Source organism: Streptacidiphilus jeojiensis, assembly GCF_042510965.1.
In the GTDB taxonomy this organism is placed as follows: Bacteria; Actinomycetota; Actinomycetes; order Streptomycetales; family Streptomycetaceae; genus Streptacidiphilus; species Streptacidiphilus jeojiensis.
In genome coordinates, this window is sequence record NZ_JBEUKS010000001.1 from 1 (window position 1) to 23,022 (window position 23,022).

The following is a 23,022-nucleotide window of genomic DNA, read 5'->3' on the forward strand; positions in this document are numbered from 1 at the left end:
CCCGCGGAGCGGGTAAGAGCTATCGCTGCGCGATAGCTCCAACGATCACGGCTCGCTTCGCTCGCAGTGGATCTTCGCCGCTTCGCGGCGAAGGGATCTTGCTTCGCAAGATCATGATCCGCTTCGCGGATCTGCCGGCTTCGCCGGGACAGAACGCTTCGCTTTTCTGTCAGGGAAGTCTCGGCTTCGCCTCGCTTCCCCTGAGGGCCGCTCCGCGGCCCTGGCTACCTGGCAAGGGTGGGTTGACGCGGCGTCAAGTCCTAGGGTGGTGCTCTCCAAGTTGTAGGTTCGGGGGTCTGATCAGTGCCGTGCTACTTTCGCGAAAAACTATCTGGATCTACGGATTTTCCGTTGTCCCCTCGGGGTCGCTTGTCTCGGGTCGAGGGTCGGTTGCCCCTGGAACGTCCCCGGACCAGTCGGGGCCGAAGAGTTGGGACATCAGTTCGCTTTGCTGGGGGGTGAGTTGTCCGCGTCGTTGATTCGCTCTGGCCTTGGTGTACCAGAGTCCGATCTTGACGGTCTGTCCGTTGACGGTGATCTCGTCGCGGTTCTTGGGGGGCCGTCCGTACCGGGCATGAAACTGGGCGCCGAGGTCCGCGTTCTCCGTGAAGGTCCGGCGCACCGTGGTGGGCGGCTTCAGCGGGTGGGTGTCCGGGTCCAGTCGGGCCTGGGTCAGCAGGGCACGCTGACCCGGTTGCAGGCTGGACCACTGGCGGTGCTGGCGTAGGAGCCAGCCGCCGGCGTTGATGTCGCGTACCTGGGTGTCGACGGTCAGCAGGCCGGGGTCGGTCAGCGAGCGCAGGTGGGATCGGACCAGGTGGTACTTGCGGGTCCAGTCGGCTCCGTAGGGCAGACGCCAGTGGGGGTCGATGCGGTCCAGGGCACGGGCTTGCGCTGCGGGTAGTTGTCCCTTGGCTTCCAGGGCTCGCTGCTCCACCAGGTACTTGCCGCCGGGTTCGCTCTCGGGGATGGCGAGGTGCTGGTGGATGTCGTAGAACTCCTGGCACACCATCAGGTTGCCCTGGCGGCTGGCCTCGGCGGGATCCCAGACGATGCCGAGCATGTCGAGCTCGGCGGTCCATACGGGGTCAAGGGCACCGAGGCGGTGGGCAGCGCGCTGCTCGGCGAGGGTGCGTCCCAGGGCGTAGCCGTAGGCGTCGGTGTAGGTGGCCGGGACGGCGAGGTCGCCGTGTTCGTCGTGGTAGCGCTGGGCTGCGGCGAGCAGGCGGCGGCGCGGCAGTGAGGTGGGGCCTCCGGGGTTGAAGGCCACCAGGTCCATTGCGCGGGCTACGTGCTGGGGGTCGGCGTCGAAGTCGAAGCGCCAGCGGCGGACCGATTCCTGGCGGGTCTCGGTCAGGCGGCGGTGGCTGCGGTGGGGCAGGTTGTCGCGGATGGTGAAGTCGTGCTCGTGCATGGCGCCGGCCATGGCCCACACAGGTTCGTAGGCCGAGCCCAGGATGTCCTGGGGGTCGGCGCCCGGGGGAATGTACGTGGGCACGATCAGGTAGGCGGTCTTGTCGCCGCCGGGCTTGCGCACACTGCGGCCCAGCCCCTGGGCGCAGCGGACCACGCTGCGGGTGGGGTCGGCGAACACGACGGCGTCGATGTGGGGCAGGTTGATGCCTTCAGCGAGGAGTTTCGCGTTGGCCATGATCGCGTAGGGGGTGGTGGTGAAGGTCTGCAGGATCTCGGCCCGTTCCTCGGGGGTGTGGTCGCCGCTGATGAACACGGTGGTGGGGGCAGTGGGGAGGCGGTGTTCTGGAGTGAGGGCGCGCAGGGTGGCGGGGAACTCGGTGGTGAAGCTCTCCGCGTCGGCGACGGTGTTGAAGTAGACGATGACCTTCTTGAGGCTGTGCTTCTTCATCGCGCCCAGGACGGCCAGGTGCAGGGCCGTGGTACGGCGGGCGTCGGCGAGCGGGCGGTTGAGCTGCGTGCGCAGCTGGTCGTCGGTGATGGTGGGGACCAGGACGAGGTAGTCGGCGACGATGCCGTCGGCGATGGCCTGGGCCAGGGGGTAGGAGACGCAGGGGCCGAAGACGGTGGTGTCGCTCATCGACAAGGCCACCGCCAACTGGTCCGGCCCCGGTCGCTGGGGCCTGCGGCGCAGCAGTCCCGTCTGCGGGTCCTCGGTCAGGTCGGGGGCATCCCAGTCCCGGGCGGTGGCGGTCATGTAGAGGCGGCGGTGGGTGCGGATCTTCTTCGCGTCGTGGATCACGGCCCATGCCTTGTCCGCGTGCCCTGAGACGCGGTGGGCCTCGTCGACAATGGTCAGGTCGAAGGGTGGCAGGTCCTTGAAGGCCCGGTAGGCCTGCTCGAACTTCTCCAGGGAGGCATAGGTTGTCAGGACCGTCTGGGGTCCGTCGTCGGCGAGGGCCGCGGCCAGGTCGCCGACGTCGCTGACGGTGGTGATACCGGCTCGGGCCAGGGTCGGGTGGGTGGAGAAGTCGGCCGAGCACACCGCGAGCATCGGCTCGGTGCGGCCGTCCTGACGCCATGCTTGGGCGGTCTGCGCGATCAGGTCCAGGGTGGGCATCACCCACAGAACCAGTTCCGCGCCCAGTCGCTCGGCCACCAGCAGCGCGGTGAACGTCTTCCCGGTCCCGCACGCCGCCTCGTACAGGGCTCGGGAACCGTTGCGGCGCAGATGGCGGGAGAGCTGGTTGGAGTGGGCCTCCTGGTGGGCGCGTGGGAGGCGCCGTGTGGGGCGGGGTGACGTGGTGGCTTGGTTCATGGGCAGTTTCCCAGGGTGGGTGAGACTCCTCGCCCGATGATCCCGCATCGCAACCTGTCCAGGGGCCGCGCCCCCCGAAAGGGTGAGGGTTCTGCTTGTCTGGCTGAGTGGCTGGGGCCCGGGAGGTCGTTGGGTGCGGCTCGTCTTGAGTGACGGCATGACGAAGCCGGAGCTGTGAATCGGGGTCAGGTGGTGAGGTCTCGCCGGGTTCGGGTGATCTTGGCGACGAGCCGTTCGGCGTCGTCGCGGGGATCGTTGGTGTCGGCCTGGCCGTGGTCGGCGGCTTCGTTGCCGGAGGCGAACAGGGGGACCGACGACTCGTACTCGAGCATGGCTTGGTAGGTCGTCTCGTCGATGCTGCCCTCGAGGATGGCGATCCGCAGCGCGAGCAGGTGCGCGCTGTCGTGGCAGCCGGCCCAGCCTGCACAGATCCGGGCGATCGTGCTGTCGGCGTCGGTCTGGTGGCACTGGAACAGACGGGGCGGCTGGTCGACGGTCGGGGCGTCGTAGCGGCGGAGCTTCTCGTACTCCTCGTGCGCCCAGACGCCGGAGGGGACGTCGCGACGGTAGAGACAGCTCTTGCAGGGACGCGGTGCGGGCCGGCGCAGTGACGACATGCAGGCATTATGACGCGGAGGATCACACGGTGTCCGGCCCGTTTCCGAAGTCCTCCTGGCCGGATCCGTCAGCTTGTCAGGGCGTATCTCCGCTGGTCGGGGGCGGGGTAGAGGCGTTGGTGTTCGCGGGCGGCGTGGTGGCGGAAGCTCGAGGTCGCTGTTGGCGACGACGGTGCGGAGCCGGAGGACGGCTTCGGCGCCGGGCAGGCCCGTGGCGTGGCAGCGCTCCATCGTGCGCTGGGAAACGTTCAAGTCCGCGGTGACCCAGCGGGCGCGTTGCCGGCCAGCTGCGCATCGGTGCAGCAATTCACGCGTCGGTCCTGCGCCATCGTTGACGTGCACCGCAGCGCCGTCCCGGGTCAGTCGACACGATAGGCCTTGTCGGTGAGCAGCAGCGGAGCGTCGGCTGGTCCCTTGATGTAGGGGCCGCGCCAGATGATCCGGTGTTCCCCCTCGCGGGGGTACCACTGGTTGACCTTGTGCATCCGTACGGGCCACCGGTGGTGGTAGGTCCGGGTGGCAGTGGCGGTGCCGGCGCCGGACGCGGTAGTGGCCTTGGTGTTCAGGCGCACGATGCGTACCGCGGGTTCGGCGCCGAGCGCGGTGGTCGCCGGCCGGCCGGCGGTGGCCGCGGTGGGACCGGCGGGCGCCGGGGTGACGGCGGTGGAACCCTGCGCGGCCAGGCGCCAGAACGCGAACATGTAGCACCGGGTGAAGTCCCCGAGGGAATCCTCGACGACCTGCCCGGACGTCCACTCCCCCACCTCCGAGGGCTGCTGCAGGGTGTGGCCGCGCAGCGCCGTGTTGATCTCGGTGACGTGCTGGGAGACCTCACGGATCTCCTCAGCGCTGCGGCCCTTCAACGCACCGTTGGCCACCATCCCCTCCTCACCGTCGGGAATCAGCCGCGGGTACGGGTGGCCCAGGGAGCGGGCCAGGGCCAGCATCTGCCTCCATCCCTCCGGCTGGACCGGCCCTTCGCGGTCCATGAAGTGAGTGATCCAGATCCCCGGCAGACCGGTGTGGTGGGCCGGGTAGTTGTTGTGGAGGTCGGCCTGGGCCCAGCCGTAGGCCTTGATGTCCGAGGTCGAACCGTTGCGGTTGGTCAGGACGGTCGGCTCGGGCAGCACCAGCAGGCCGACGGGCATGGGCACGTCGGTCTCGCGGTCCAAGGTGGCCGTCTCGGCGACCTCCAGAGTGGAGGCGGCCGCCATCACCGCGGCGTGCGCACCCGGCGAGACCACCAGGACCTCCGCGCGCTCCAGCAGCGCCCGGTGCCGGTCCATCAGCCAGTCGGCGTACTGCTCCAGATCCGGGTCGTCCCTGGACCAGGGCGGCGCGTACCCCACCCCGCCCAAGATCGTGGCCAGCGCGTACTCCTTGGCACTGTCCTCGTCCATGCCCCCGCTGAGCACCGCGGTACGGAACGCCGTCATCAGAGCATCGTGCGACATGTCCCGCAACTGGCGGCGGATCAACGGGTGCCCGGGCAGCAGGTCCAGGGCCTCGCGGCGCAACTGGTGTGCCTCGCGCGCGGCGGCCGTCGCCGACCATTCACGGCTCCGCTCGCGGGTGCGGCTCTGCTTGGTCCTGCTGGCCCGTCCCATCGCGTCCCCCTCGGTCGTGCTCGCACGGTCCGGTCCCAGCATTCCCCGCGCGGTCAAGCAACGGACCCGTGAATCCAGCCATCCCGCCCCACCGCGTGCCGCCGGCGGCGCCGGCGCGGTCCCCTGCCGATGACACGAGAGCGACGACCTGGACTGGAAGGAGCGACTGTCCAGCTTCACGCCCAAGTCGGGCCTGTGGAACGAGTTCGCCAAGGACGTCGCCAGGGGCTGCCCCGCGGCGGAGCGCTCATCTACGGCGTCCGGGGCTCTGACAAGAAGCTGGGCGGCCTTGAAGGACGGCAACGATCAGCAAATGCTGCCGAGCGGACTGGCATCCAGCCGGACATCTCCGGCTTCGCCATCATCCCCCTGTCCGCGCCCGGTTGCGGCGAGCCGGTCGTCGGTGTCCCCGCGAACGAGATGGCACCGCACGTCCATTAGCCCCACACGTACGCCTGGGAAGTACCGCAGGCCGCACGTCGTCATCGACGACGTGCGGCCTCTCCGAGGTCTCCACCTATCGCAGCAGGAAGGGTGCAGGCCGCCGGGGAACCGGCGGGCTGCACCCTTCCGCTGCGATCATCGAGATAGAAAGACAGAGACGAGCATCCCGAGCACACCGGCGACGCCGAGGAGGGCTACCAGTGAGGTCGCTGCTGCCGGCGAGCGTCGGATCGCCTGGAGGCTCATCTCCAGTACGGGGGGTTCGTTGAGGGTCTCGGCATGCCGGATCTCCGCGATCTTGAGCCTGGTCAGGTGGTAATGCCACGCCTCGATCTGGTGTCTCGGGACGCGGCAGGACCGCAGAAACACGTAGAGCGTCTTGGTCTCCGGGAGCTGGGTGCCCCGAAGGATGTCGCTCAGCTTGGTCTTGGACAGGCCGTAGTGAAAGCGGTTGTTGGCCTCGTCGCTGATGTCGCGCAAGGACTTCCCGCTGCTCTTCTGCGCCTCGGCCATCATGCCGAGGAAGTCCTTGGCGGTGGTGCATAGGGACAGTGCGCCCAGTACCGGGTCAGGCGCCATGACATTCGACTTCCCCAACCCGTATCCCAACTGCTCCGAGCGGGCCGCGGAGGTCGCTGCGGAACGGACCAGCTCGGTCATGGTCTTCTCGACGTAGCGGCGCTCGGACGGACTCTCCTGCGAGGGCGAAGGCTTGCGCCCCATCCGAGTCCGTGACCGCTGCCAGCTGTTCTGCCGCGGCGCCTCCTGTTTGTCAGCGACCTGCGGTTCGGAGGCCGACGCAGCCGTAGCGGGTGCAGTCGGCTGCAGGTCGCGCTGGAGGTCGTCCCAGCGCTCGGACCACTCTTCGACGCTTCCGCCGCAGCCTCGTACGAAGGCCAGTACGACCTCCTTGCGGGGCACCAGCTTCCCCGACGCCGCCTGCGACAGCGTCCCCACCGAGAAGTGCGCCCGCTCGGACAGCTGCCGATACGTCAGATGAGCGTCAGCGCGCAGCAGCCGCAGGAGCCCCACGAAGGCGATCAGCGTCTGTGGGGCTCCCGCTGGAAACGGGCTCTCTATGCGAGCCATCAGGGCGTTCCGTCGATGGGGGCGGGGTTGTCGGCCTCGGCGTCGGTCTCGGGTGCGGGCTCGTCGTCCTCGACTTCGTTGCTTTTCGGGGCGTGTAGTTCGTCCTCGATGGCTTCGGGGTCGAGGACGTCGTCCGGTGCCGGGGCGGCCGACTGCTTCTCGAGGTAGGCCAGCTTGAAGCTCTCCTGCGGGAACAGGACCAGGAGGAGGCCGAAGGCGGCCATGGCGAACAGGATGCTGTTGGCCGTGTCGTGGAAGACGAGGTCGAAGGCGAGTCCGCTGTCCACGCTGAAGAGGATGAAGTTGAGCATGATCCCGATCTTGAGGAAGATCGGGTTGATCGGCCCGGACGTGCCGGAGGTATTGCTGGCCACGGCGATGGCCCTCTCTGCAAAGGGCTCCGCGGTGGGCGGGCGCCCGAGGTGATGGGCCGCGGTCGCCGGGCGCCTGGTCGGTGACCTGGGCGCCCGGCGAACGGGTCCTCTTTCTTGACTGGGTGCTGTGCTCGACTCGGCATCCGCGTTCGTAGTGACCGGGCTCCGCTAAGCCCTGCTGACGCATGGTCACTTCTCGATCAAGTCTGCGAATCGTGCATTCATCATGCAGCACGTGACACGGCTGCTCCACCAGTCCCGGACTGATTACCGGAACGCTGAACAACCAAGGGAAGTCAACCTGATGATCACACTCCACTTCTGGGATTTGTTGCCCTTGCCAACATATTCAGCGGGGCGGCTTCCGATGACCGATAAGCCCGTTTGGCCCCGCGTCCAGTAAGTCCTATCCGTCCCAACTAGTGGTCTAGTCCAATCGTGAACAATCCGGTCATCCGCGAAGGCCTTCCTGTGCGGTTCCGCTCGTTTCGCCAGGTCAGGCGACCGAATTGTTCATGGATCGCTTCGCAGTGGACGCTGTTCGGAGGTACTCTTCACGTGACGCCCTGAAGTTGGCTTTCATGGTGTTCGGCCGGTTCGCTGGCTCCCGAGAGATGTTGCCTCTTTGACTGGGTGCGCTCCTCGGCACGGGAGGCCCTCCCCCGCTAGGGAGGGTCTCCCAATATTTTTGACCTCCTGTCCGCCGCATCGGACAACCAGGTGCCGATTCACCAGCAGATTTGACAAAGTGCCACCCTCGCCAGTGGTAGTTGGGGCCCTCCGGCGACACCAGTGCCGTACCGCGCCCGCGCCGTTGCTGGACTGGGAATTCCCCACCCGCGACGGCCGCAGGACGAGACTGCAGCACAGCGCGGCAGTCTCCGGGGCAGACTGCCGCCGGAGCTCGGGCCAGGTTCCGGCAACCCCGATCGCGAGGCCGCGGACGTGACCTGGCCCACATACACGGCGCGGACCCTCCAGCTTGACCGGTGCGCACCCACGGTGATATTCCGCTCATGCCCCCTGTTCCCAGCGCAGGAGCCGGCCGGCCCTGGAGACCTGCCGTATGGCCGCCCATCAAGTACATGGTCAACTCACCGACCCGCCGGGGACCTTGTCCATCAATTCGAGGAACCGGCGCAGCATGTGCTCGTCCTTCGAGATGGTCAGCACGGGCAGCCCAGAGGATCCCGAGTTCAGGGCGGCCAGGAACATGCCATGCAGACTCGCCTTCGACTGCCGTCCCTCGCCGAGCGCGTGGACGAACAGTCCTGCGGCGACGGCGACCATAGCGGCTGCCACCTCCCAGAGTTGCGTACGCAGGTGCAGTGCGATGGGCATCGCGCCCAGCATCACCAGGTCCACTACTCCCCGGGCGGTGCAGTCGCTCCAGCACAGCCCGTCCCTGCCGAAGATGTCGTGGAGGGACTCGGTGTGCATCTCGGCGAACTCGCTCGGGAGCACCACCACGTCCTCGCGGGTGGGCAGTTGGTTACTGTCCTCGTTCAACAGCCGCCAGTCCTCCTCCCCGATCTCGCGGCCGAAGGCGATGGCGCTGTCGGCGACCACGACGTTCGAGAACGTGGCGACACCGGCGGTAACGTCCCGGGTCTCCCGGGAGGACATGGCGATGGTGACCGAGGACGCGAGTGCGTCGTTGCGGCCCGACATGAACTCCTTGAAGTTGTTCTGTCCGCCGGTCTGATCGACCAGGACCAGGGTGCGCTTGTTCCTGAACGCCTCGCGCATCACATCGCGCCGTTCGCGCCGATTCAGTCCGTCACCCTCGCCGACCACCAGAGCCCGCCGGTCCCAATGAAGGGCGGCTCGCTGGACCTCGAAGAAGCAGTTCTGCTGCGCCACCGCGGGGTAGCGCCACCACCAGTCGGTGGTCGCCGCAGCTCCGATCTCGGGAAAGGGGCCGTACATGTCGTCGTCCGCGCTCGGGTACGGGGGAAGGTCGGGCACGTGGTCGGCCTCCGGAGGCCGCTGGCACAGGCGGCGGCCGTTGACCAGGAAGGCGCGCGTGAGCTCGGCGAAATGGCCAGTCGCTTCGACCTGGTCCGAGACGCTCATCCTTGTGCACCTCACCATCGCTATGCGCGGGGCCGTTGCCGGCCGCCTGTTTTGCGGCAACACTACAGGCGACTTAAGCAACACCAAACTCTGGGCTCGTGTAGTTCTGTAGTACTCAAGTCTCTGATGGTGTAACAGATAGTAGCTCTGTAAGCGAGTCGGACAAAGCGTAGAGACTACACACGTGATGATGTAGTGTAGGCAAAGTTGGCTCCCGACTAGGAGTTGACAATCCATCAACGATGTGCAGCGCGCCGTTCTTTGGCGAGACCTTGGTTCGGCGTGCCGGAGACATCAGGGGAGATGCTGTGCAAGCAGACAAGCGCAAGCAAGTCGTCGTTTCCGTCCGGTTCGACGCGGAGAACTTCAAGACCACCCAGGCGTTCGCGGAGATCGCCCAGACCACGCCGAATGCCGTCATCAGGGCCGCCGTTGAGGAGTACATCGCCCGGCAGGTCCAGTCGCCGGGCTGGGCGGAGGCCCGGCGCCAGTACGAGGAGCGCAATCAGGCAAACGTCGAACTGATGAACCGTATCGCGGCGGGCAGCGCATACCCGGAGCTTTCGAGCTCCCCAGCTGACTCCGACGAGTTCTACAACCAGTCCACCCGGCCGTAACCAGCAGGCCGACCAACACACCTGAGTGACAGTCATGGTTCCAGCCGATGGTCCGAGACCGCCGCACCCAGTACCGCCGATAGAGCCAGCCGCCCCGTTGGGGGATGTGCTGAGGGCTCCGAAACCCCAGTTTCGGAGCCCTCAGCACATCCCCCAACACGCTTTCCAACCCCAGCCAATGGGCGCGGCTCCGCGGTTGTTCGCCGCTCAGGGCAGGACCGCCTCAAGGTCGTCGACCAGCTGGCGGTCCGGGCGGGGGCGATGGCGCCGAAGTCCTCGTCACAGGTGCCGAGCAGAGTCTCGACCACAGCCTCCAGCCCCCGGCCCGGGCAACCGGCCGGCTCCTCGGGATCGGGCCCAGTGATGTGCTCGATGAAGATGCCCGTCTGCAACAGGTCTCCCCCGCGCAGTCGGGACTGGACCGGTGCGGCCAGGTCCGGGTCCAAAGGCTGCTCAATGAGCTGGAAGACCTGGTCGAACCAGTGGGCGGCAGTATGGACTATGGACTTCACCGTGTTTCATATGGTGCAGGTCCAGGCAGTAGGCGGCGGTGTGGTTACCGTCCCAGCAGCGGGCTGCCACCAGAACTGGGCGCTCTCAGAGGGCGTTAAGTCCGTTTTTGGTAGATGCCTCGTCCAGGTTGGGTGAGGACGCCTTGGCGGACGAGTCGGCCCAGGCGGCTTCGGGTGGTGTTCACGGAGGCCTCGTCGGTGGGCAGGTCTAGGAGTTCGTGCAGTTCGCGGGCCCGAAAGGGCTGAGCGGGGTGGTCGTTGAAGTGGGCCACGAGGCGCTGGTAGGTATCCGGCGCCGGTTGCGGTTCGGCCCCGGGCCCGATGATGCCTTCGATGACCTTGCAGGCGGTCTGCAGTTCCGCGAGGTGTGCTCGGGCCTCGGCGAGGGCCGTCGTGAGGTGGTCGATCTGCTGGTGCAGGTCCTCGCTGTGGGCGGCGGCCTGGTCCTGCTCGGCCTGGAGGTGCCGCAGGAGGTCGGTGACGTTCACGCGGCCAGCTCGAGGTCGCGCCAGGGGCACGCGGGAACCGTGAGCCGGCGGGCCATGTTCGCGGTGGCCGCCCAGTAGACGCGGGCGGCGGAGTTCTCGGGGCGGTGGTCGTACTCGCGCACCAGGCGCCGGTGCAGTATCAGCGTGCCGTTGACCTGCTCGACCACCCACCTCTTGGGCTGCGGCACGAACCCCTTGTCCTCGGGGTTGCGCCGCACGACCTCGACCGTGATGCCCAACACCGCACCGTGGATGATCACGGCGTCCTTGAAGCCCTGGTCGACCAGGACCTTCTCCAGGCGGTTGCCGCAGCGCTCGGCGGCCTGGTCCAGCAGCGCGATCCCGGCGATGTTCTCATGGGCCGAGGCGGGCAGCACCACCACGCCGATGATCAGCCCTATCACGTCCACGGCCAGCCCGCGCTTGCGCCCCGGTGTCCTCTTCGCCGCGTCCAGTCCCGTCGTCGTCCTGGGCACCCCGGCGGCCGCCCGCAGCGACTGGGTGTCCAGGACCACCAGGGACGGGTCCTCTACTGACTTTGGAAGCGTGATGTCGTTGGGGGCTGACGGAGTGTGATTGTCGCGGTATGCCGGGTGTATGAGGTATCCGCACGGTGGTGGGCTGACGCCTGAACGGCAGGTGTTTCGCGAGCGGATCCGGTTGGAGGCCGCCGAGCTCTTCGCCTCGGGCGCTTCCAACGGGTCGGTCGCCAGGGATTTACGGGTGAGTGTCCGCTCGGTGCAGCGATGGCGGCAGGCTTGGCAGGAGGCCGGCACCGACGGGTTGCGGTCCGCCGGGCCTGTCTCGCTTCCCAAGCTGAGCGACAGGCTGTTCGCCGTGCTGGAGGACGAGCTGGCCAAGGGGCCGGTCGCGCACGGCTGGCCAGACCAGACCTGGACCCTGGCGCGGATCAAGACCCTGATCGGTCGACGGTTCCACAAGTCCTTCACGTTGTCGGGGATCTCGCAGATGCTGCGTCGTCATGGCTGGAGCCACCAGGTCCCGGCCCGGCGCGCGGTCGAGCGCGACGAGGGGGCCGTGGCTGGGTGGGTGAAGGAGACCTGGCCGTCCGTGGAAGCGCCGCGGCGGCGCTCGACGCCTACCTCGTCTTCGAGGACGAGGCCGGCTTCTCGATGACGCCGCCCACCGCCCGCACTTGGTCACCCCGCGGTGTCACCCCGATAGTCCGCGTCCGCGGGCGCTCACAACGGCGGATCTCCATCGCAGCTTTGACCGGCTACAAGCAGGGCGAGCGCTCCCGGCTGATCCACCGGCCGATCATCCACCAGGACCACAAGTCCGGCGGGCGCCGCAGCTTCGCCTGGACCGACTACCGCGACCTGCTGGCCGACGCCCACCAGCAACTCGGCAAGCCGATCGTCCTGGTCTGGGACAATCTCAACCTCCACCGCGACCGCCGCCTGCGCGAGTTCATCGACGCCCAGGACTGGCTCACGGTCCACTACCTGCCGCCTTATGCCCCTCAGCTCAATCCGGTCGAGGGCATCTGGTCCCTGCTCCGGCGCCGCTGCCAGGCCAACACCGCCTTCACCGACCCGACCCATCTGATGCGCGCCCTGAGACGAGGCCTTCGCCAAGTCCAGTACCGGCCCGACCTCATCGACGGATGCCTCGCCGGCACCGGACTCACCATGACGACACCCCGCCTACAACCTCAGTAACCGTCCGGGGCGGGGCCGTCACAAATAGAGCGACAGGGCCGGGCCGACAAAATCGCGTTCTTTGCTGAACCGGCTAGTGGGTTGATCACCTCCCCTCGCCTGCTGTGTCAGCACGCTGGGGTAGCGTCGGCGCCCATGATCGGATGACCGCGTAGACGCGTGGCCGCCACTGGACCAGGGAGTAGAGCTGATGGATGTCCAGCAGAACGGGGGGCACCCGGGGGTGTGCCCGGCAGTGCTTCTGTTGCCGCAGGGGCCGGTCTCCGACACGGCCGCAGTGGTGGCCGCCGCGCGCGGACGCCTGGCGCAGCTTCCGGAGCGCAGCCTGCAAAGGGAGGGCGTGGGCAAGGTGCTCAAGCACCTCCTGGTGCACGGTTTCGACGCGCGGCCCCCGGCGGCGAAGGCGATCGCCGAGCTGACGCCCTCGGAGGTCCCGGGTGCTGTTACCCAGTTGGCGGGATTCCTCGCGGATCGTGGTACGGATCCCAACGCCCTTCGGGGGGACGACTGGTGGGATGAGCATCCGCCGGCCCACGAGGGACTGCTGACCCTGGTGGCCCTGGCGCTGCTGGACCGTCCGGCCTACCTCGACGCTGCCGAGCAGGCCTTCCGTACGGTTGGTGGGCATCCCGCGGCGGAGTGCGCGGCGGGCTTCGCCCTGTTGGGTCCGGCGCAGGAGGCGGAGGCGGTGCGGCGGTTGAGATCCATCGCCGGCTCCGAGCCCGGCGGAACGGCGGCCCTGGCGGTACGGGCCCTGCTGGCGTTGGGTCGCATCGCCGAGACCGCTGAAGCGGTAGCAGATTGCTCCACCCGCGGCGTCGCGCTGACGTCGGTGATTCAGCCGCTGGTCAGTGCGCCGCCGGAGCTGCTCCCGGTCCTCGTTGAGGCTCATCTGGAGGCGCTGTCGCAGGTGCCGCAGTGGCACCTGGCCGACCGCGGCAGTGAACGGCCGGACTCGGTTTCCGAGGTGCTGTCCTGCGGTGCGGAGTACCGTGACCGGGTTCGGGACGTGCTGCGGTCGGTGGTCAGGTCCTCCGGCCAGGAGCCCGGGGTCCGCTGGCAGGCGGCCGAGCGTCTGGCGCTGGTGTCGCAGGAGGAGCAGGCGCAGGCCGCCACCTTCCTGGAGGCGGCGGGCGTGGTCGACCCCTTGCGTCCGCTGTCGGCGCCGCCCGAACCCGTAGCGCAGGACCGGACCGCGCTGCGGGCGGCCGTCACCGGGGTCTGGGGCCGGATCGAGCGGCAGCTGGCCGATCGTTTTCCCGGGTTCGAGGTGCGGCTGGGTGCTGCCGCGACGCCGGAGGAGATCACCGCTGTGGAGGCTGAGCTGGGCGTGCAGCTACCCCACTCCTTCGTGGAGTCGCTCCAGGTGCACCGCAGTGTCGCCTTCGGCGGCCTGGTGCAGGGCATGCCCGAGCAGAGCGACGTATCGGTGCTGCCTGCCAACAGCGAGACGGAGCGTGCCAACGACTACTGGAGCAGCGACCGGCCGGACACCGAGATCCGCCAGGACCGGGGCGGGCGGCGCGGCTGGATACCCGTGGAGCTGGAGCCGGACGGCTCCAGCACCAGGCGCAGCCGCGGGTCAGGTCCGACGCGGCCCCCTCGGCGGTCACGATCGAGCGGGTCCGCACGCTGGCACAGCAGGCCCTGCTGAACAGCTAGAACATCAACCCAGCTGACACAAGACCGGCGTGTCGCATGCGGAAGAGCGGCTCAGCCAGTTCCGCAACGGTGAAGGTGGGGGCGAAGCAAGCCCAGGACGTCATGGCATGGGTGATCGCGTTCAATGCGTGGTCGACCGCCCAGGGGCGTTTCTGGAGAGCATCGACCTGCGGCCCCTGGACACGGGAGGACTCGAGATGGCCCCGGTCCTCGAATGGACCGGCATCCTGCTGATGGGGCTGGCCCGCAACGGCGCCGGCTTCGACATCGCCCTCGGCGCCGAAGCCCGCTGAACACCCTCCCGGTTCGGGCGGGCCGTCTCGGCTCTCCCGTGCTGCCCCAGAGAGGCAGGTACGCGGCCGTACGGCTGATACGACCTCGCGGGAAACCCCGTCGACCGCGCGGGCGCGGCTGTCTACGCTGAACTGCGTGTCCTCCGCCCTCTGCGTTCGCCGGCTCTTCCACGCTGTGGAGGAGTACCAGGGGGTGGACGCCTTCCTCGCTGTGGTGGACCCGTGGTTGGACGAGCACGCCGATGCGGTCCGGGAGGCCCTCTCGCCGCTGGCCGTGTTCGGCGGATGGACCCGGGCCACGTACGAGTTCGGAGATCCCCTGGAGCTGTTGTACGCACTCAGCCGTGTCAGCGACGCACTGATCTACAAGTTCCAGCCACAGCTGCCCCCGGGCTCCGAGACGCCCTGGGCGCACGACATCCACGAGCCGGAGCGCTGGCCGCATGTCACTCGTGCCCAGTACCTGGCTGCCTTCTCCCGGCTCGGCATGACCCCGATCGGCGAGGCCATGTTCGAACCGTTCTTCCACGAGGTCGTCCACGTCACGCAGCACCAGCGCCCTCAGGCACCGGTTGAGATCACCGGGACGGTCTGGCCGGGCCTGATGTTCGGGCAGATGCTGTTCAACCGCACCGGTGTGACGGTGCGTGCCGGCGCCCAGCACCTGGTCGCGGGCATTGCGGACCGCTCACCGCTGCACGAGGTGTTCATGCGCCGTTACCGCGAGACGCTCGACGGCTCACTGGGCTGGGGCCACAACTCGCAGTGGAAAACCGACTTCCGCCGCGACTACCTCACCGACACCGCCTTTCACTTCAATGTCGACCAGGAGCCCGACCCAGACCAGGACCTCCTCGGCCAGCCGAAGAGGCTGACTGCAGCCGAACAGTCGGACCTGGTACGGCACCGCTGCTTGACCCGCCCCCTCCAGGACCCACACGCCTCGCACAGGACCAGCCAGATCGGGCGGCTCACCATCCCGCGGACCTGAACCAGACCGACAAGCCCACCGGCCCGGCTGAGGAACTACCACCGGACAGGGAGCCCCGCAGGCCGCGCAACTCCTATGCACCACCAGGGTGTTCCCCGCGCAAATCCCCGCGCCCAGCGAGCGAGCCGGCCACGCGGCATTCCGGTCGACCGGCCACACACGGCAGGCAAGGATCACGACGCTTGCGGGAGCAGGCCAGCGGTGAAGCACCCGGCGCCGCCTATCCGGGCGCACGCAGGTTCGGGCCCTGTCCCCGCACGCACCCCCGGACGTCACGGCCGTGGTGTAACTCAGCGGTAGAGCAACCGGCTCGAGACCCGGTGGACACAGGTTCGAGCCCTGCCGCCACAGCCGTGACCCAGGCGACCCAACCAACCCAGAACGACCACGGCACCCTGCGGCTGCCGACAGTACGGCCATGGGGCCACCTCACACCTGGCCCGGAGGCATGGGATCGGGAGTGTCGAATTAACGGCGGATCACCCGCCGTGCCAGGTAGCCGGATGGCTGGCCTGGGGAAGAGGATTCATCAGTGACTGACGTGACGAAGGGGACCGTGGACGCTGCTGCCGCTGGGGCGGTGGACGACCAGCTGATCGGGATGCTCGTGGACCGGGCTCGTGCCGGGGGCAGCTGACCGGTGAGGGCGGGCTGGTGGTCCATGACCGCGCTGCTCTACGGCATCGTGATCGGCTACAGGGGAAATGGCTTCGCCGTGGGGTCCGGATCCCGGCATGATGCCCACCGTGCATGAGGACGGGAAGCATCGCGGGCGGACGCGGTACACGCTGGTTGAGACGGAGCACGGTCATGCCTGGGGTGTCTGCGCCGGGGCGGAAGGGTTGTTCGGGGAACCGCAGCGCGGGGCCTACGAGCTGTTCGGCTGGGTTCCACAAACAGAGGTACGTAGTTGGGTCGGCAGCCGGGTGTGGTTGGTGCCGGAAGACAAGGCGCTTGATCCCTGGCTGTTGGAGGACGCGGAGAGCCTGGGGCAGCAGCCCGGAACAGACAGCCTCGTGCTCACTGGCCTGGACGACTATGAAGGACCACCCGAGGGATTCCGAGGCCCGGTACGAGTGCACGACAAGCACCGGTGGCTGGGCTCCTGCCGGGAAATCGCCCGTGCCCTGCCGGCCGACCAGCCGGCGCTCCCGCTCGTCCTGCGGGGACTCGCCCCGAGTGACCAGCTGAGGGCTGCACTGGCGAAGGGCACCCGGCGAGCGCTGGACCTGGAGCAGGCCACCTTGGAGATACAGGACGACCACGGTGAGCCGCTCACCGATCGACTGCTGTGGGCCAGGGTCGGCGCCTGGCGCCCGTCCTCCTACGGGACAGACCTGTTCGACCTGGAGTTCGACGGGGGCCTCTTCGCGCCTGTTCCCGAGTACGCCCGGCCCGTCTGGGAGCGATGGTTCGCCGGACCGCCAGACACGCCAGGTGCCTGGGCCGGCTTCGACACACGGTTGCGGGGTGCTTGGCACGACCTCGTCCGAGAGCGGGGCTGCCGGCGCACCCACAGTGACCGGCCAGCCGGTCACTCCTACGAGCTCGACGGCCAGCACATCACTGACGAACCGGGCCTCTACCTGGCGATCGGCGAGGCGGTGAATGGGCCGGGCGGCTACTTCGGCGGCTGTCTGGACGCCCTCGTCGACTGCCTACGCGGAACGTTCGGCTATACCGCTCCTGCCACCTTGCTCTGGCGGGACGCCGCGACCGCGCGCGAGCACCTGTCCCGGGTGCTGGCCCCGGAAGGCCAGTCCTACGACCTCTTCGCAGAAGTCCTCGACGTCCTGACAGAGGGCGGCATGAACGTCACCTTGGCCTGAGCCGCGGTACGCCTGCGGGTCATCGCGCCTTCCCGATGGCTCTGACCCTCGCGCGTCGGGTTGTTGTCGTCGATGGCGTACGGTCCGCAGGTGCTGCGACTTGGAGCCTGGTCGACCCACTTCACGATGCGGGACCCGGCCCTGGACCGGTAGGCGGCTGCAGGAAGTGGAGCGCGCCGTAATGGGTGGGTGGAGCGCCACGGTGGCGTGGATCCGGATCCTGGCCACCCTGGTGGTGGCCACCGTCGTGACCACCTTGATCGGTGAGGGCTTCGACCTGGCGCTGCAGCTGTGGCGGCACTCGCGGATCGCAGCCCACCACGCCGGGATCGTGCAGACCCTCACCCGCCCCGTCCACGCCTACATCACCGCCCATGCCACCGGACTGCCCACCGACCCGGGCACCGTGTGGGCGCTGTGGCAGCGCACCGCCCCCCTGCTGCTCCAGATCGTCCGAGCCGGCCAGATCCCGCCAGGCTGGCCTGGTGCGGCTACGGCGGGGCCACCGCAGCCGCGGTGTGGATGGCCACCCCCGATCCCGGCCGCCTGGTCGCTCTCGCCCTGACCATCACACTGTGGGCGCTGGCCAGCACCGTGGCCCTGTACGGGATGCGGCTGCGCCCGCTGATCATCCTCAGTCGCCGTCGGCAGCCGTGCCCGCCCGACTGGAACTGGGGCGTCGATCGACCGCGCCCGCGTCGCACTGCCGACTGCCACAGCCGACCGCGACCAGGAGCCCGGCGTCTGGTAGCCGCTCCCCCGCTCCATCCCGTTCCGTCCCGAGGCCGTCGTGCAGCTGCACGGCGGCCCTCCCCGCGTCCCTGCATGGCCGAGCACGAGCGGTTTCGGTCGCCCTGGACGACTTCGCCGGCGTGGTCGCCAGTTCCTGGCAGGCTTCGCTGCTCTCCTGGGCAACTCAGGCCGCCAGGGCACGGCGGCGGTTCACGGTGCGTCAGCGGTGCCCCGTGGCTCGCTTGCTGTACGGAATCTGGTGTGAGACGGCCACCGGCTACGGCTATCCTCCTGCGACTGATCACTTGCGGGAGGGGACCCCCATGCACCGAACACGTCTTGGCCTGGCGGCGGCGCTGTCAGCGGTCGCGTTGACTGCGGGATGCGCGTCGAGCAGTACCACTGCGGGGCAGGGCCCGGTGGCCACAGCGGCGATACCCACCGCGACGGTGGTGCCCAGCGCGGTCCCCAGCGGCAGCCCAGCAGCAAGGTCGGCGACCGCTCAGGCCCTGCCTGAGGGATATGACGCCACGCGAAACGCCGAAGCTGACATCCAGGCTGCCTTGGCGACAGCGGTGAAGGAGCACCGGGAGGTGCTGCTGGACTTCGGCGCCGACTGGTGTCCGGACTGTCGGGCCCTGGACGTGATGTTCCGCTCGGGTCAGGTGCAACCGCTCCTGGCGAAGGACTATCTCGTGGTCGCCGTCGACGTGGGCGAGTTCAACCACAACCTCGACCTCGCCGGACAGTACGTGAACCTGCAGACCAGCGGTATTCCGGCACTGGTCGTGCTGAAGTCCACCGGTACGCTGCGCACCGCCACCAACGACGGTGCCTTCTCCAACGCGAGAACCATGGACCCGGCTCAGGTTGCCGCGTTCTTGAGCCGCTGGGCGCCCAGCGGAAGCCGATGACGAGCTCGCGTTGGTGGAACGTGGCTGCGGGCGCCGTTGCTACGGCAGTTCTCGTCCTGAGCGGCTGCGGTACGAGTCGGGTTCCCGAAGCGACGGGCAGCGCTACAGCCCAGGGGGTCGCGGTCGCCGTCACCCTGGTGCCCCTGTCCGGCGGGCAGCATTCGCTTCAGGTGACGTTCAGCCCGCGACAGGCCGGATTCCACATCTACAGCATTGACCTGCCCGCGCACGGCGTGGACGGGCTGGGGATCCCTACCAGGCTGTCGGTCCGCGGCGACCTCACCGCCGTGGGCATGCCGACGGCCAACCGCGCGACCCGCCTGCTGCGTCCAGCCGGGCTACCGACCGAGATCCCGGTGTATCCGGACGGCCCGGTCACCTTCACCGTGCCGGTCCGGCAGACCGGCGCCCACCAAGCCGAGGTGATGGTCAGCTACGGGGCCTGCAGTGAGACGACGTGTCTGATGCCTGTAAGCGACGAGGTGATCCACCTCATCTTCCACTGACCCGCATACCGGGTGCTGCGGTCAGATCTCGGCCGCCGTCCGGGGGCCGGACCAGGATCACCTCCACGTCGTGCAAGCCCAGCCGGGTCACGTGTTCGGTCCACCCGGTCACGAAGGCCGGCCCGTTCCGGCGTCAGTCGCCGTGCGGGCGTACCAAGCCCCGGTCTCTTCTGTGGTCAGGACGCGGGTCAGCTCGGCCGTGCCTGGCAGATGCGGGAAGAACCGGTCAGCGTTCCAACTGCGCTGGTAAGCCGGCTCGTCCAGGACGAGCAGGCGTCGTCCTTCCACCACAGGGATGTCGTCGGGTAGCCCTTCGTTCCAGATTCGCGTGCCGTTCGGGGCGAGGAGTTCGAAGGCCCCCGTCGCCATGATCTCGGTGCGCTCCCGAGCGGGCTTCGGGTCCGTGGCCAGACGGACGCTCTCCGCGCAGGGTGCGGTGCCGGGCACATGACCACCACCGACGAGAACGTGAGCGAGCAGCGTGTGCAGCTGAAAGTTGTCCCCGATGCCGCCGATACGCACCTCGAATCCGGTTCTGGTGGGCCTGTGCAGCACGACAAGGAGCTCGTCGTCCAGAACCGCCAGTGCGTAGGCCAGGCACTTGAGGTCGTGCCGCTTCAGAGCCGCCAGGTCGCGGCAGGCGGGGAGGATCGCGGCTGCGTGCCGACCGCGGACCTCGGCGCTGCGGCACAGGACGGCCAACGCGGCCGGTTGCCACTCCTGGACCGAGCACCAGGCCAGAGCCAGCCGCGTGGCCACGCACGTGTCGGCGTCGAGGCGGGCCAGCAGCACGTCGTCGATGATCTTCTCGTCCGGCTGCGGCAGTTCGTCCTGGGCCCCGCCGGTTGCCGTCCAACGGCGGGCGAACTCCAGGGCATCGAGCAGGTCTCGGTGAACGCCGTCAAGGACCGGCACAGCGCAAGCCACTGGATCGGCGCCGCGTTCAACGCAGAAGCCGGCCGCCATCGCCAGCATCGGCCGCGGACCGATGGGCCCGACGGCGGGGATCAACGCCGCCAACCGAGGCCCCGCCGGACCGCGTTCCGCATCCGACGCCGTCTGCACCCTGGTCATCACGTCGGTGAAGGCACACCCGGTGCGGTCGCCATCACGAGCGGCGACCGCGTCTTCCAACTCGGACACGGCGGCGGCAAGGCCCGAGGCATTCTGCTTCCTCCTGAAGATCACCGGCACACCCTAGTGCCACCTGTCCAAGGTCGGGCCCTCGCGCTGGGTGCGGAGACATCACCGCCCGCCCGGATCACAGGCCGGACGGGCGCTGTGGCAGCTCGCCGCCCCGGTCCTGCCGCTCCTGGCGCTGACCGGCTCCGTCACCGCCCGCCTGCTCTGACTCGGCTACGGAGCCGCCACCGCCGCCGTGTGGATGGCAACCCCGGACCCGGGACGCCCAGTCGCCCTGGCGCTGACCGTCGCCGCCTGGGGACTCGGCAGCATCGTGGCTCTGTACGGAAGGCGGCTGGCGCCCATGGTCGTCGTCCTCACGTCGAGCGGTCGAGCCAGGGCCAGCGTGAGACCCGCAGGTTCCTGCCCAGATGGAGTCCCCACGCGGAGCCTGCGCTTGACGCGCATGCGACATGAGATGTCTGATCCGCTGCTCCCCCCACACAGCACGGTGCCCGCCAGGACCAGGTCCTGGCGGGCACCAGCGTTCTGCGCCCTACGACCGGTCCCACCTTAAATGGTTGGCCGGCCGCGCGGGTGCTTCCTGCCCAGTCATCAGAAGGAGATCTCCAGTATGGCGAGCCCCGAACAGGACTGCTGGGGCTGCGGCCGCCCCGCATCCGACTTCTTCCGCCGCGCCTCTGCCGTCCAGTTCCTGGCTGCGCCCCTCGGCCCCGCCCGCGAAGGAGGACCCCCTGGCCGGGGGTGACCGGCTTGTGCGTCGGCGGGATCGGGCGGCGGAGCGGACAGGAACCAGTTCGGCGGCCGGGCGCTGGTACAGCTGCTCGGACAGCAGGCGGCCGAACTTCACCGCCGTGCCGCTGGACCTGATCCTCCACCTGGAGTTGGTGGCTGTAGTCCTCTACCGCATCGCCGACTCGCTGGCGCAACAGGACTTGCTGCCCGAGCGGGTAGCGTTTCGGATGGCGTGCGAACGGGCCACCGACGGTGACCCGCTGGTGCAGGCCGCCCGGGCAGGTCTGGACGCTGCGTGAGTGGGCCGACCCCGACATGGCTCCGTGTGGACGGCTGCAGATCCTCCAGCGTCTGCACGACCCGCCCGCTGTGCCGGCTGCCGACGCGGACGACCCCACTGACGAGGGCCAGCTGGAGGAACTGCCCATCGAGGGCCTGGACATGTTCGACCTCGTCGCTTGGGATCCCGCGTTCCCGGTTCCGGTCACAGGTGGCGCAGCCGACAGCCCGCCGCTGACCGGCCCTACCGGACCGCAGGCGCCACCGTGCTGCTGAGCGTCGACCTTGCTTGGTACTCCGCCGCGGGCATCGACCAGGGTGCGGCTGAGGCGCACGCGGATCTGGCAGCCGCCCTCGACACTGCCACTGCGATGTCGTCCTCCCCGCTCCTGCATACTCCTGCAGCGGCCTGGGGCGGCCTGCTCGTCCGCTGGTACGTGATCGGCTACTGCACCGCCGTCACGGAGATCGCCAGGGCGCACGCTGTCTTGCTGGACCCCGAACTGCCTGCATGACGGTGAACCGCCCGGTCCTCGCGCTGACCATCTTCCGGCGGGTGCGGGTCAGCACCGTTGCCCGGTACGGGGTGCCACGGCGCCCACTGATCATGCCCTCCGGCAGCCGCGATCCAGCACGGTCGCCGTGGGGTGCGGCGTCGAAGGGGCGGCCCCGCGGCGCGCTGCCGGCGGCCAGCGTCGACGGCGGCCAAGAGCCCGAGGTCGGGTGGCCCCTCCCCCGCTCTCCGCTCCGCGCAGGGTCGCCGTGCAGGGGCACGGCGACCCTGCCCGCGTCCGTTCACACGCTTCTATGCGGGGCGCAGCACCGGGTCGATCTCGGTCAGCGCTTCGCGAAGCTGACGGGCGCCCCGGGCAACCCGGTCATCGGGATCCTGCAGCAGTTCCTCGCACACCTGCACGGCGCTGTCCCGCTTGTTTGAGAAGATGCCGAACACGTCGTGGATCGCTGTGTGGATCCATTCACCGTGACTCTCGTCGGTGACCGCCAGCGCGGAAGCGACGATCGCCAGCCCGATCCTGTCCGTTCGCTGGAGCAGGGCTTCTGCGGTGACCCGGGTGACGAAGGTGTCGTGGGGATCGAGCACGAGGTCCAGCAGCGGCCCTTGGGCCTCCTGGAGTTCGGCGAAGCGTGCCAGGCCGTGGCCTGCATCGGCGCGGTCGCGGTAGTGCGGGCTTCGCCCGAGCTCGACGAGCGCGTCGGCAGCGGCATGGCGCCGGTCACCATCCATCTCCTGGTCCGCCCTTTCCGTCTGATTCGCCACTAGCCTCGCCCGGACCAGACCGCGAGTTCCCCGCCCGGCATCGAGACGATCCGCCATCCTCCCGGTCCCCGCACTTCCCACGCCTCGAACGACGGGTCCGCCCGGCTGTTCAGGTGGCACCCGTTGTCGAAGACCAGCCGCATCGAGCCCGTCTTGGAGGCCACCGCAGACAAGACTCTCGCTCCGAACAGCCCGATGGCCGCCGCCACATCCTGCCGCCCCGGATCAAGGACAACGTCCCTGCGGCCGTCGCCGACCCCCTGGGTCAGCTGGAAGGGGCATCCAAGAACCACACGCGCCTGCGTGTCCAGGCACAGGGACAGTTGATAGCTGATGCCGATCCCGACAACGGTCAGACCCCTCAGGTTCATGATCCAACGGTCGTCGTGCTCGGTCAACGACGATTCACTCACCACCGCATG

The 23,022-nt window shown here is 68.7% G+C and carries 20 protein-coding genes and 1 pseudogene; 10 read left to right on the plus strand and 11 right to left on the minus strand.

Going from position 1 to position 23,022, the window contains the following annotated elements:
- Nucleotides 1–337: 337 nt before the first annotated feature.
- The 6 genes from ABUW04_RS00005 to ABUW04_RS00030 form a co-directional block, all read right to left on the minus strand.
- Nucleotides 338–2,731, minus strand: a complete 2,394-nt coding sequence (locus ABUW04_RS00005; RefSeq protein ID WP_380561393.1) for a Helicase associated domain protein — start codon at nt 2,729–2,731, stop codon at nt 338–340.
- A 185-nt stretch (nt 2,732–2,916) separates the two neighbouring features.
- Nucleotides 2,917–3,348, minus strand: coding sequence for a DUF6283 family protein (locus tag ABUW04_RS00010; RefSeq protein ID WP_380561395.1), 432 nt, complete (start codon nt 3,346–3,348; stop codon nt 2,917–2,919).
- A gap of 359 nt (nt 3,349–3,707) precedes the next feature.
- The gene (locus ABUW04_RS00015; protein WP_380561397.1) at nt 3,708–4,955 is read right to left on the minus strand and encodes a hypothetical protein; all 1,248 of its coding nucleotides are present in this window, start codon (nt 4,953–4,955) and stop codon (nt 3,708–3,710) included.
- 579 nt (nt 4,956–5,534) lie between these two features.
- Nucleotides 5,535–6,488 (minus strand): helix-turn-helix domain-containing protein, encoded by a 954-nt coding sequence (locus ABUW04_RS00020; protein ID WP_380561399.1) that lies wholly within the window; start codon nt 6,486–6,488, stop codon nt 5,535–5,537.
- Nucleotides 6,488–6,862, minus strand: a complete 375-nt coding sequence (locus ABUW04_RS00025) for a hypothetical protein (RefSeq protein ID WP_380561401.1) — start codon at nt 6,860–6,862, stop codon at nt 6,488–6,490. The genes ABUW04_RS00020 and ABUW04_RS00025 overlap by 1 nt, the downstream gene beginning before the upstream one ends.
- A gap of 1,089 nt (nt 6,863–7,951) precedes the next feature.
- Complete coding sequence (locus tag ABUW04_RS00030) at nt 7,952–8,938, minus strand: hypothetical protein (RefSeq protein WP_380561403.1); 987 nt, start codon at nt 8,936–8,938, stop codon at nt 7,952–7,954.
- A 308-nt stretch (nt 8,939–9,246) separates the two neighbouring features.
- On the opposite strand from ABUW04_RS00030, the gene ABUW04_RS00035 reads away from it, so the two are divergent.
- On the plus strand, nt 9,247–9,555 hold the full coding sequence (locus tag ABUW04_RS00035; RefSeq protein WP_380561405.1) for a hypothetical protein: 309 nt from the start codon (nt 9,247–9,249) through the stop codon (nt 9,553–9,555).
- Between the two features lie 607 nt (nt 9,556–10,162).
- On the opposite strand, the gene ABUW04_RS00040 is transcribed toward ABUW04_RS00035, so the two are convergent.
- The gene (locus tag ABUW04_RS00040; protein ID WP_380561407.1) at nt 10,163–10,555 is read right to left on the minus strand and encodes a hypothetical protein; all 393 of its coding nucleotides are present in this window, start codon (nt 10,553–10,555) and stop codon (nt 10,163–10,165) included.
- Nucleotides 10,552–11,094 (minus strand): annotated as a pseudogene (locus tag ABUW04_RS00045) (transposase); the annotation flags it as partial. The pseudogene ABUW04_RS00045 and the gene ABUW04_RS00040, both read right to left, overlap by 4 nt.
- Nucleotides 11,095–11,152: 58 nt before the next feature.
- Here ABUW04_RS00045 and ABUW04_RS39705 point away from each other — a divergent pair.
- The 7 genes from ABUW04_RS39705 (at nt 11,153) to ABUW04_RS00085 (ending at nt 19,164) form a co-directional block, all read left to right on the plus strand.
- A protein-coding gene (locus ABUW04_RS39705) for an IS630 family transposase (protein ID WP_449341745.1) occupies nt 11,153–12,237 on the plus strand; the annotation gives its coding sequence in 2 pieces (ribosomal slippage) (nt 11,153–11,606 and nt 11,606–12,237; 1,086 coding nt in all).
- Nucleotides 12,238–12,472: 235 nt separating this feature from the next.
- Nucleotides 12,473–13,891, plus strand: coding sequence for an SMI1/KNR4 family protein (locus ABUW04_RS00060; RefSeq protein ID WP_380561411.1), 1,419 nt, complete (start codon nt 12,473–12,475; stop codon nt 13,889–13,891).
- Between the two features lie 437 nt (nt 13,892–14,328).
- The gene (locus tag ABUW04_RS00065) at nt 14,329–15,183 is read left to right on the plus strand and encodes a hypothetical protein (protein ID WP_380561413.1); all 855 of its coding nucleotides are present in this window, start codon (nt 14,329–14,331) and stop codon (nt 15,181–15,183) included.
- Nucleotides 15,184–15,917: 734 nt separating this feature from the next.
- A complete protein-coding gene (locus ABUW04_RS00070; RefSeq protein ID WP_380561415.1) occupies nt 15,918–17,012 on the plus strand; it encodes a barstar family protein in 1,095 nt (364 codons plus the stop codon).
- Nucleotides 17,013–17,193: 181 nt separating this feature from the next.
- Entirely contained in the window at nt 17,194–17,577 is a 384-nt protein-coding gene (locus tag ABUW04_RS00075) for a hypothetical protein (protein ID WP_380561417.1), read from the plus strand.
- A gap of 490 nt (nt 17,578–18,067) precedes the next feature.
- Nucleotides 18,068–18,658 (plus strand): thioredoxin family protein, encoded by a 591-nt coding sequence (locus ABUW04_RS00080; RefSeq protein WP_380563391.1) that lies wholly within the window; start codon nt 18,068–18,070, stop codon nt 18,656–18,658.
- Nucleotides 18,655–19,164 carry a hypothetical protein gene (locus ABUW04_RS00085; protein ID WP_380561419.1) on the plus strand — a complete coding sequence of 170 codons (510 nt, stop codon included), beginning with the start codon at nt 18,655–18,657 and terminating at the stop codon, nt 19,162–19,164. Before ABUW04_RS00080 ends, ABUW04_RS00085 begins: the two co-directional genes overlap by 4 nt.
- A gap of 108 nt (nt 19,165–19,272) precedes the next feature.
- On the opposite strand, the gene ABUW04_RS00090 is transcribed toward ABUW04_RS00085, so the two are convergent.
- The gene (locus tag ABUW04_RS00090; protein WP_380561421.1) at nt 19,273–20,358 is read right to left on the minus strand and encodes a hypothetical protein; all 1,086 of its coding nucleotides are present in this window, start codon (nt 20,356–20,358) and stop codon (nt 19,273–19,275) included.
- A gap of 803 nt (nt 20,359–21,161) precedes the next feature.
- Between ABUW04_RS00090 and ABUW04_RS00095 the strand changes: the two genes are divergently transcribed.
- Together ABUW04_RS00095 and ABUW04_RS00100 are read left to right on the plus strand one after the other, a co-directional pair.
- Nucleotides 21,162–21,341 (plus strand): hypothetical protein, encoded by a 180-nt coding sequence (locus ABUW04_RS00095; protein WP_380561423.1) that lies wholly within the window; start codon nt 21,162–21,164, stop codon nt 21,339–21,341.
- 246 nt (nt 21,342–21,587) lie between these two features.
- Nucleotides 21,588–21,836, plus strand: coding sequence for a hypothetical protein (locus ABUW04_RS00100; RefSeq protein ID WP_380561425.1), 249 nt, complete (start codon nt 21,588–21,590; stop codon nt 21,834–21,836).
- A 290-nt stretch (nt 21,837–22,126) separates the two neighbouring features.
- On the opposite strand, the gene ABUW04_RS00105 is transcribed toward ABUW04_RS00100, so the two are convergent.
- Together ABUW04_RS00105 and ABUW04_RS00110 are read right to left on the minus strand one after the other, a co-directional pair.
- The gene (locus ABUW04_RS00105; protein ID WP_380561427.1) at nt 22,127–22,600 is read right to left on the minus strand and encodes a hypothetical protein; all 474 of its coding nucleotides are present in this window, start codon (nt 22,598–22,600) and stop codon (nt 22,127–22,129) included.
- Complete coding sequence (locus ABUW04_RS00110) at nt 22,600–23,013, minus strand: DUF6188 family protein (RefSeq protein WP_380561429.1); 414 nt, start codon at nt 23,011–23,013, stop codon at nt 22,600–22,602. Before ABUW04_RS00110 ends, ABUW04_RS00105 begins: the two co-directional genes overlap by 1 nt.
- Nucleotides 23,014–23,022: the final 9 nt, after the last annotated feature.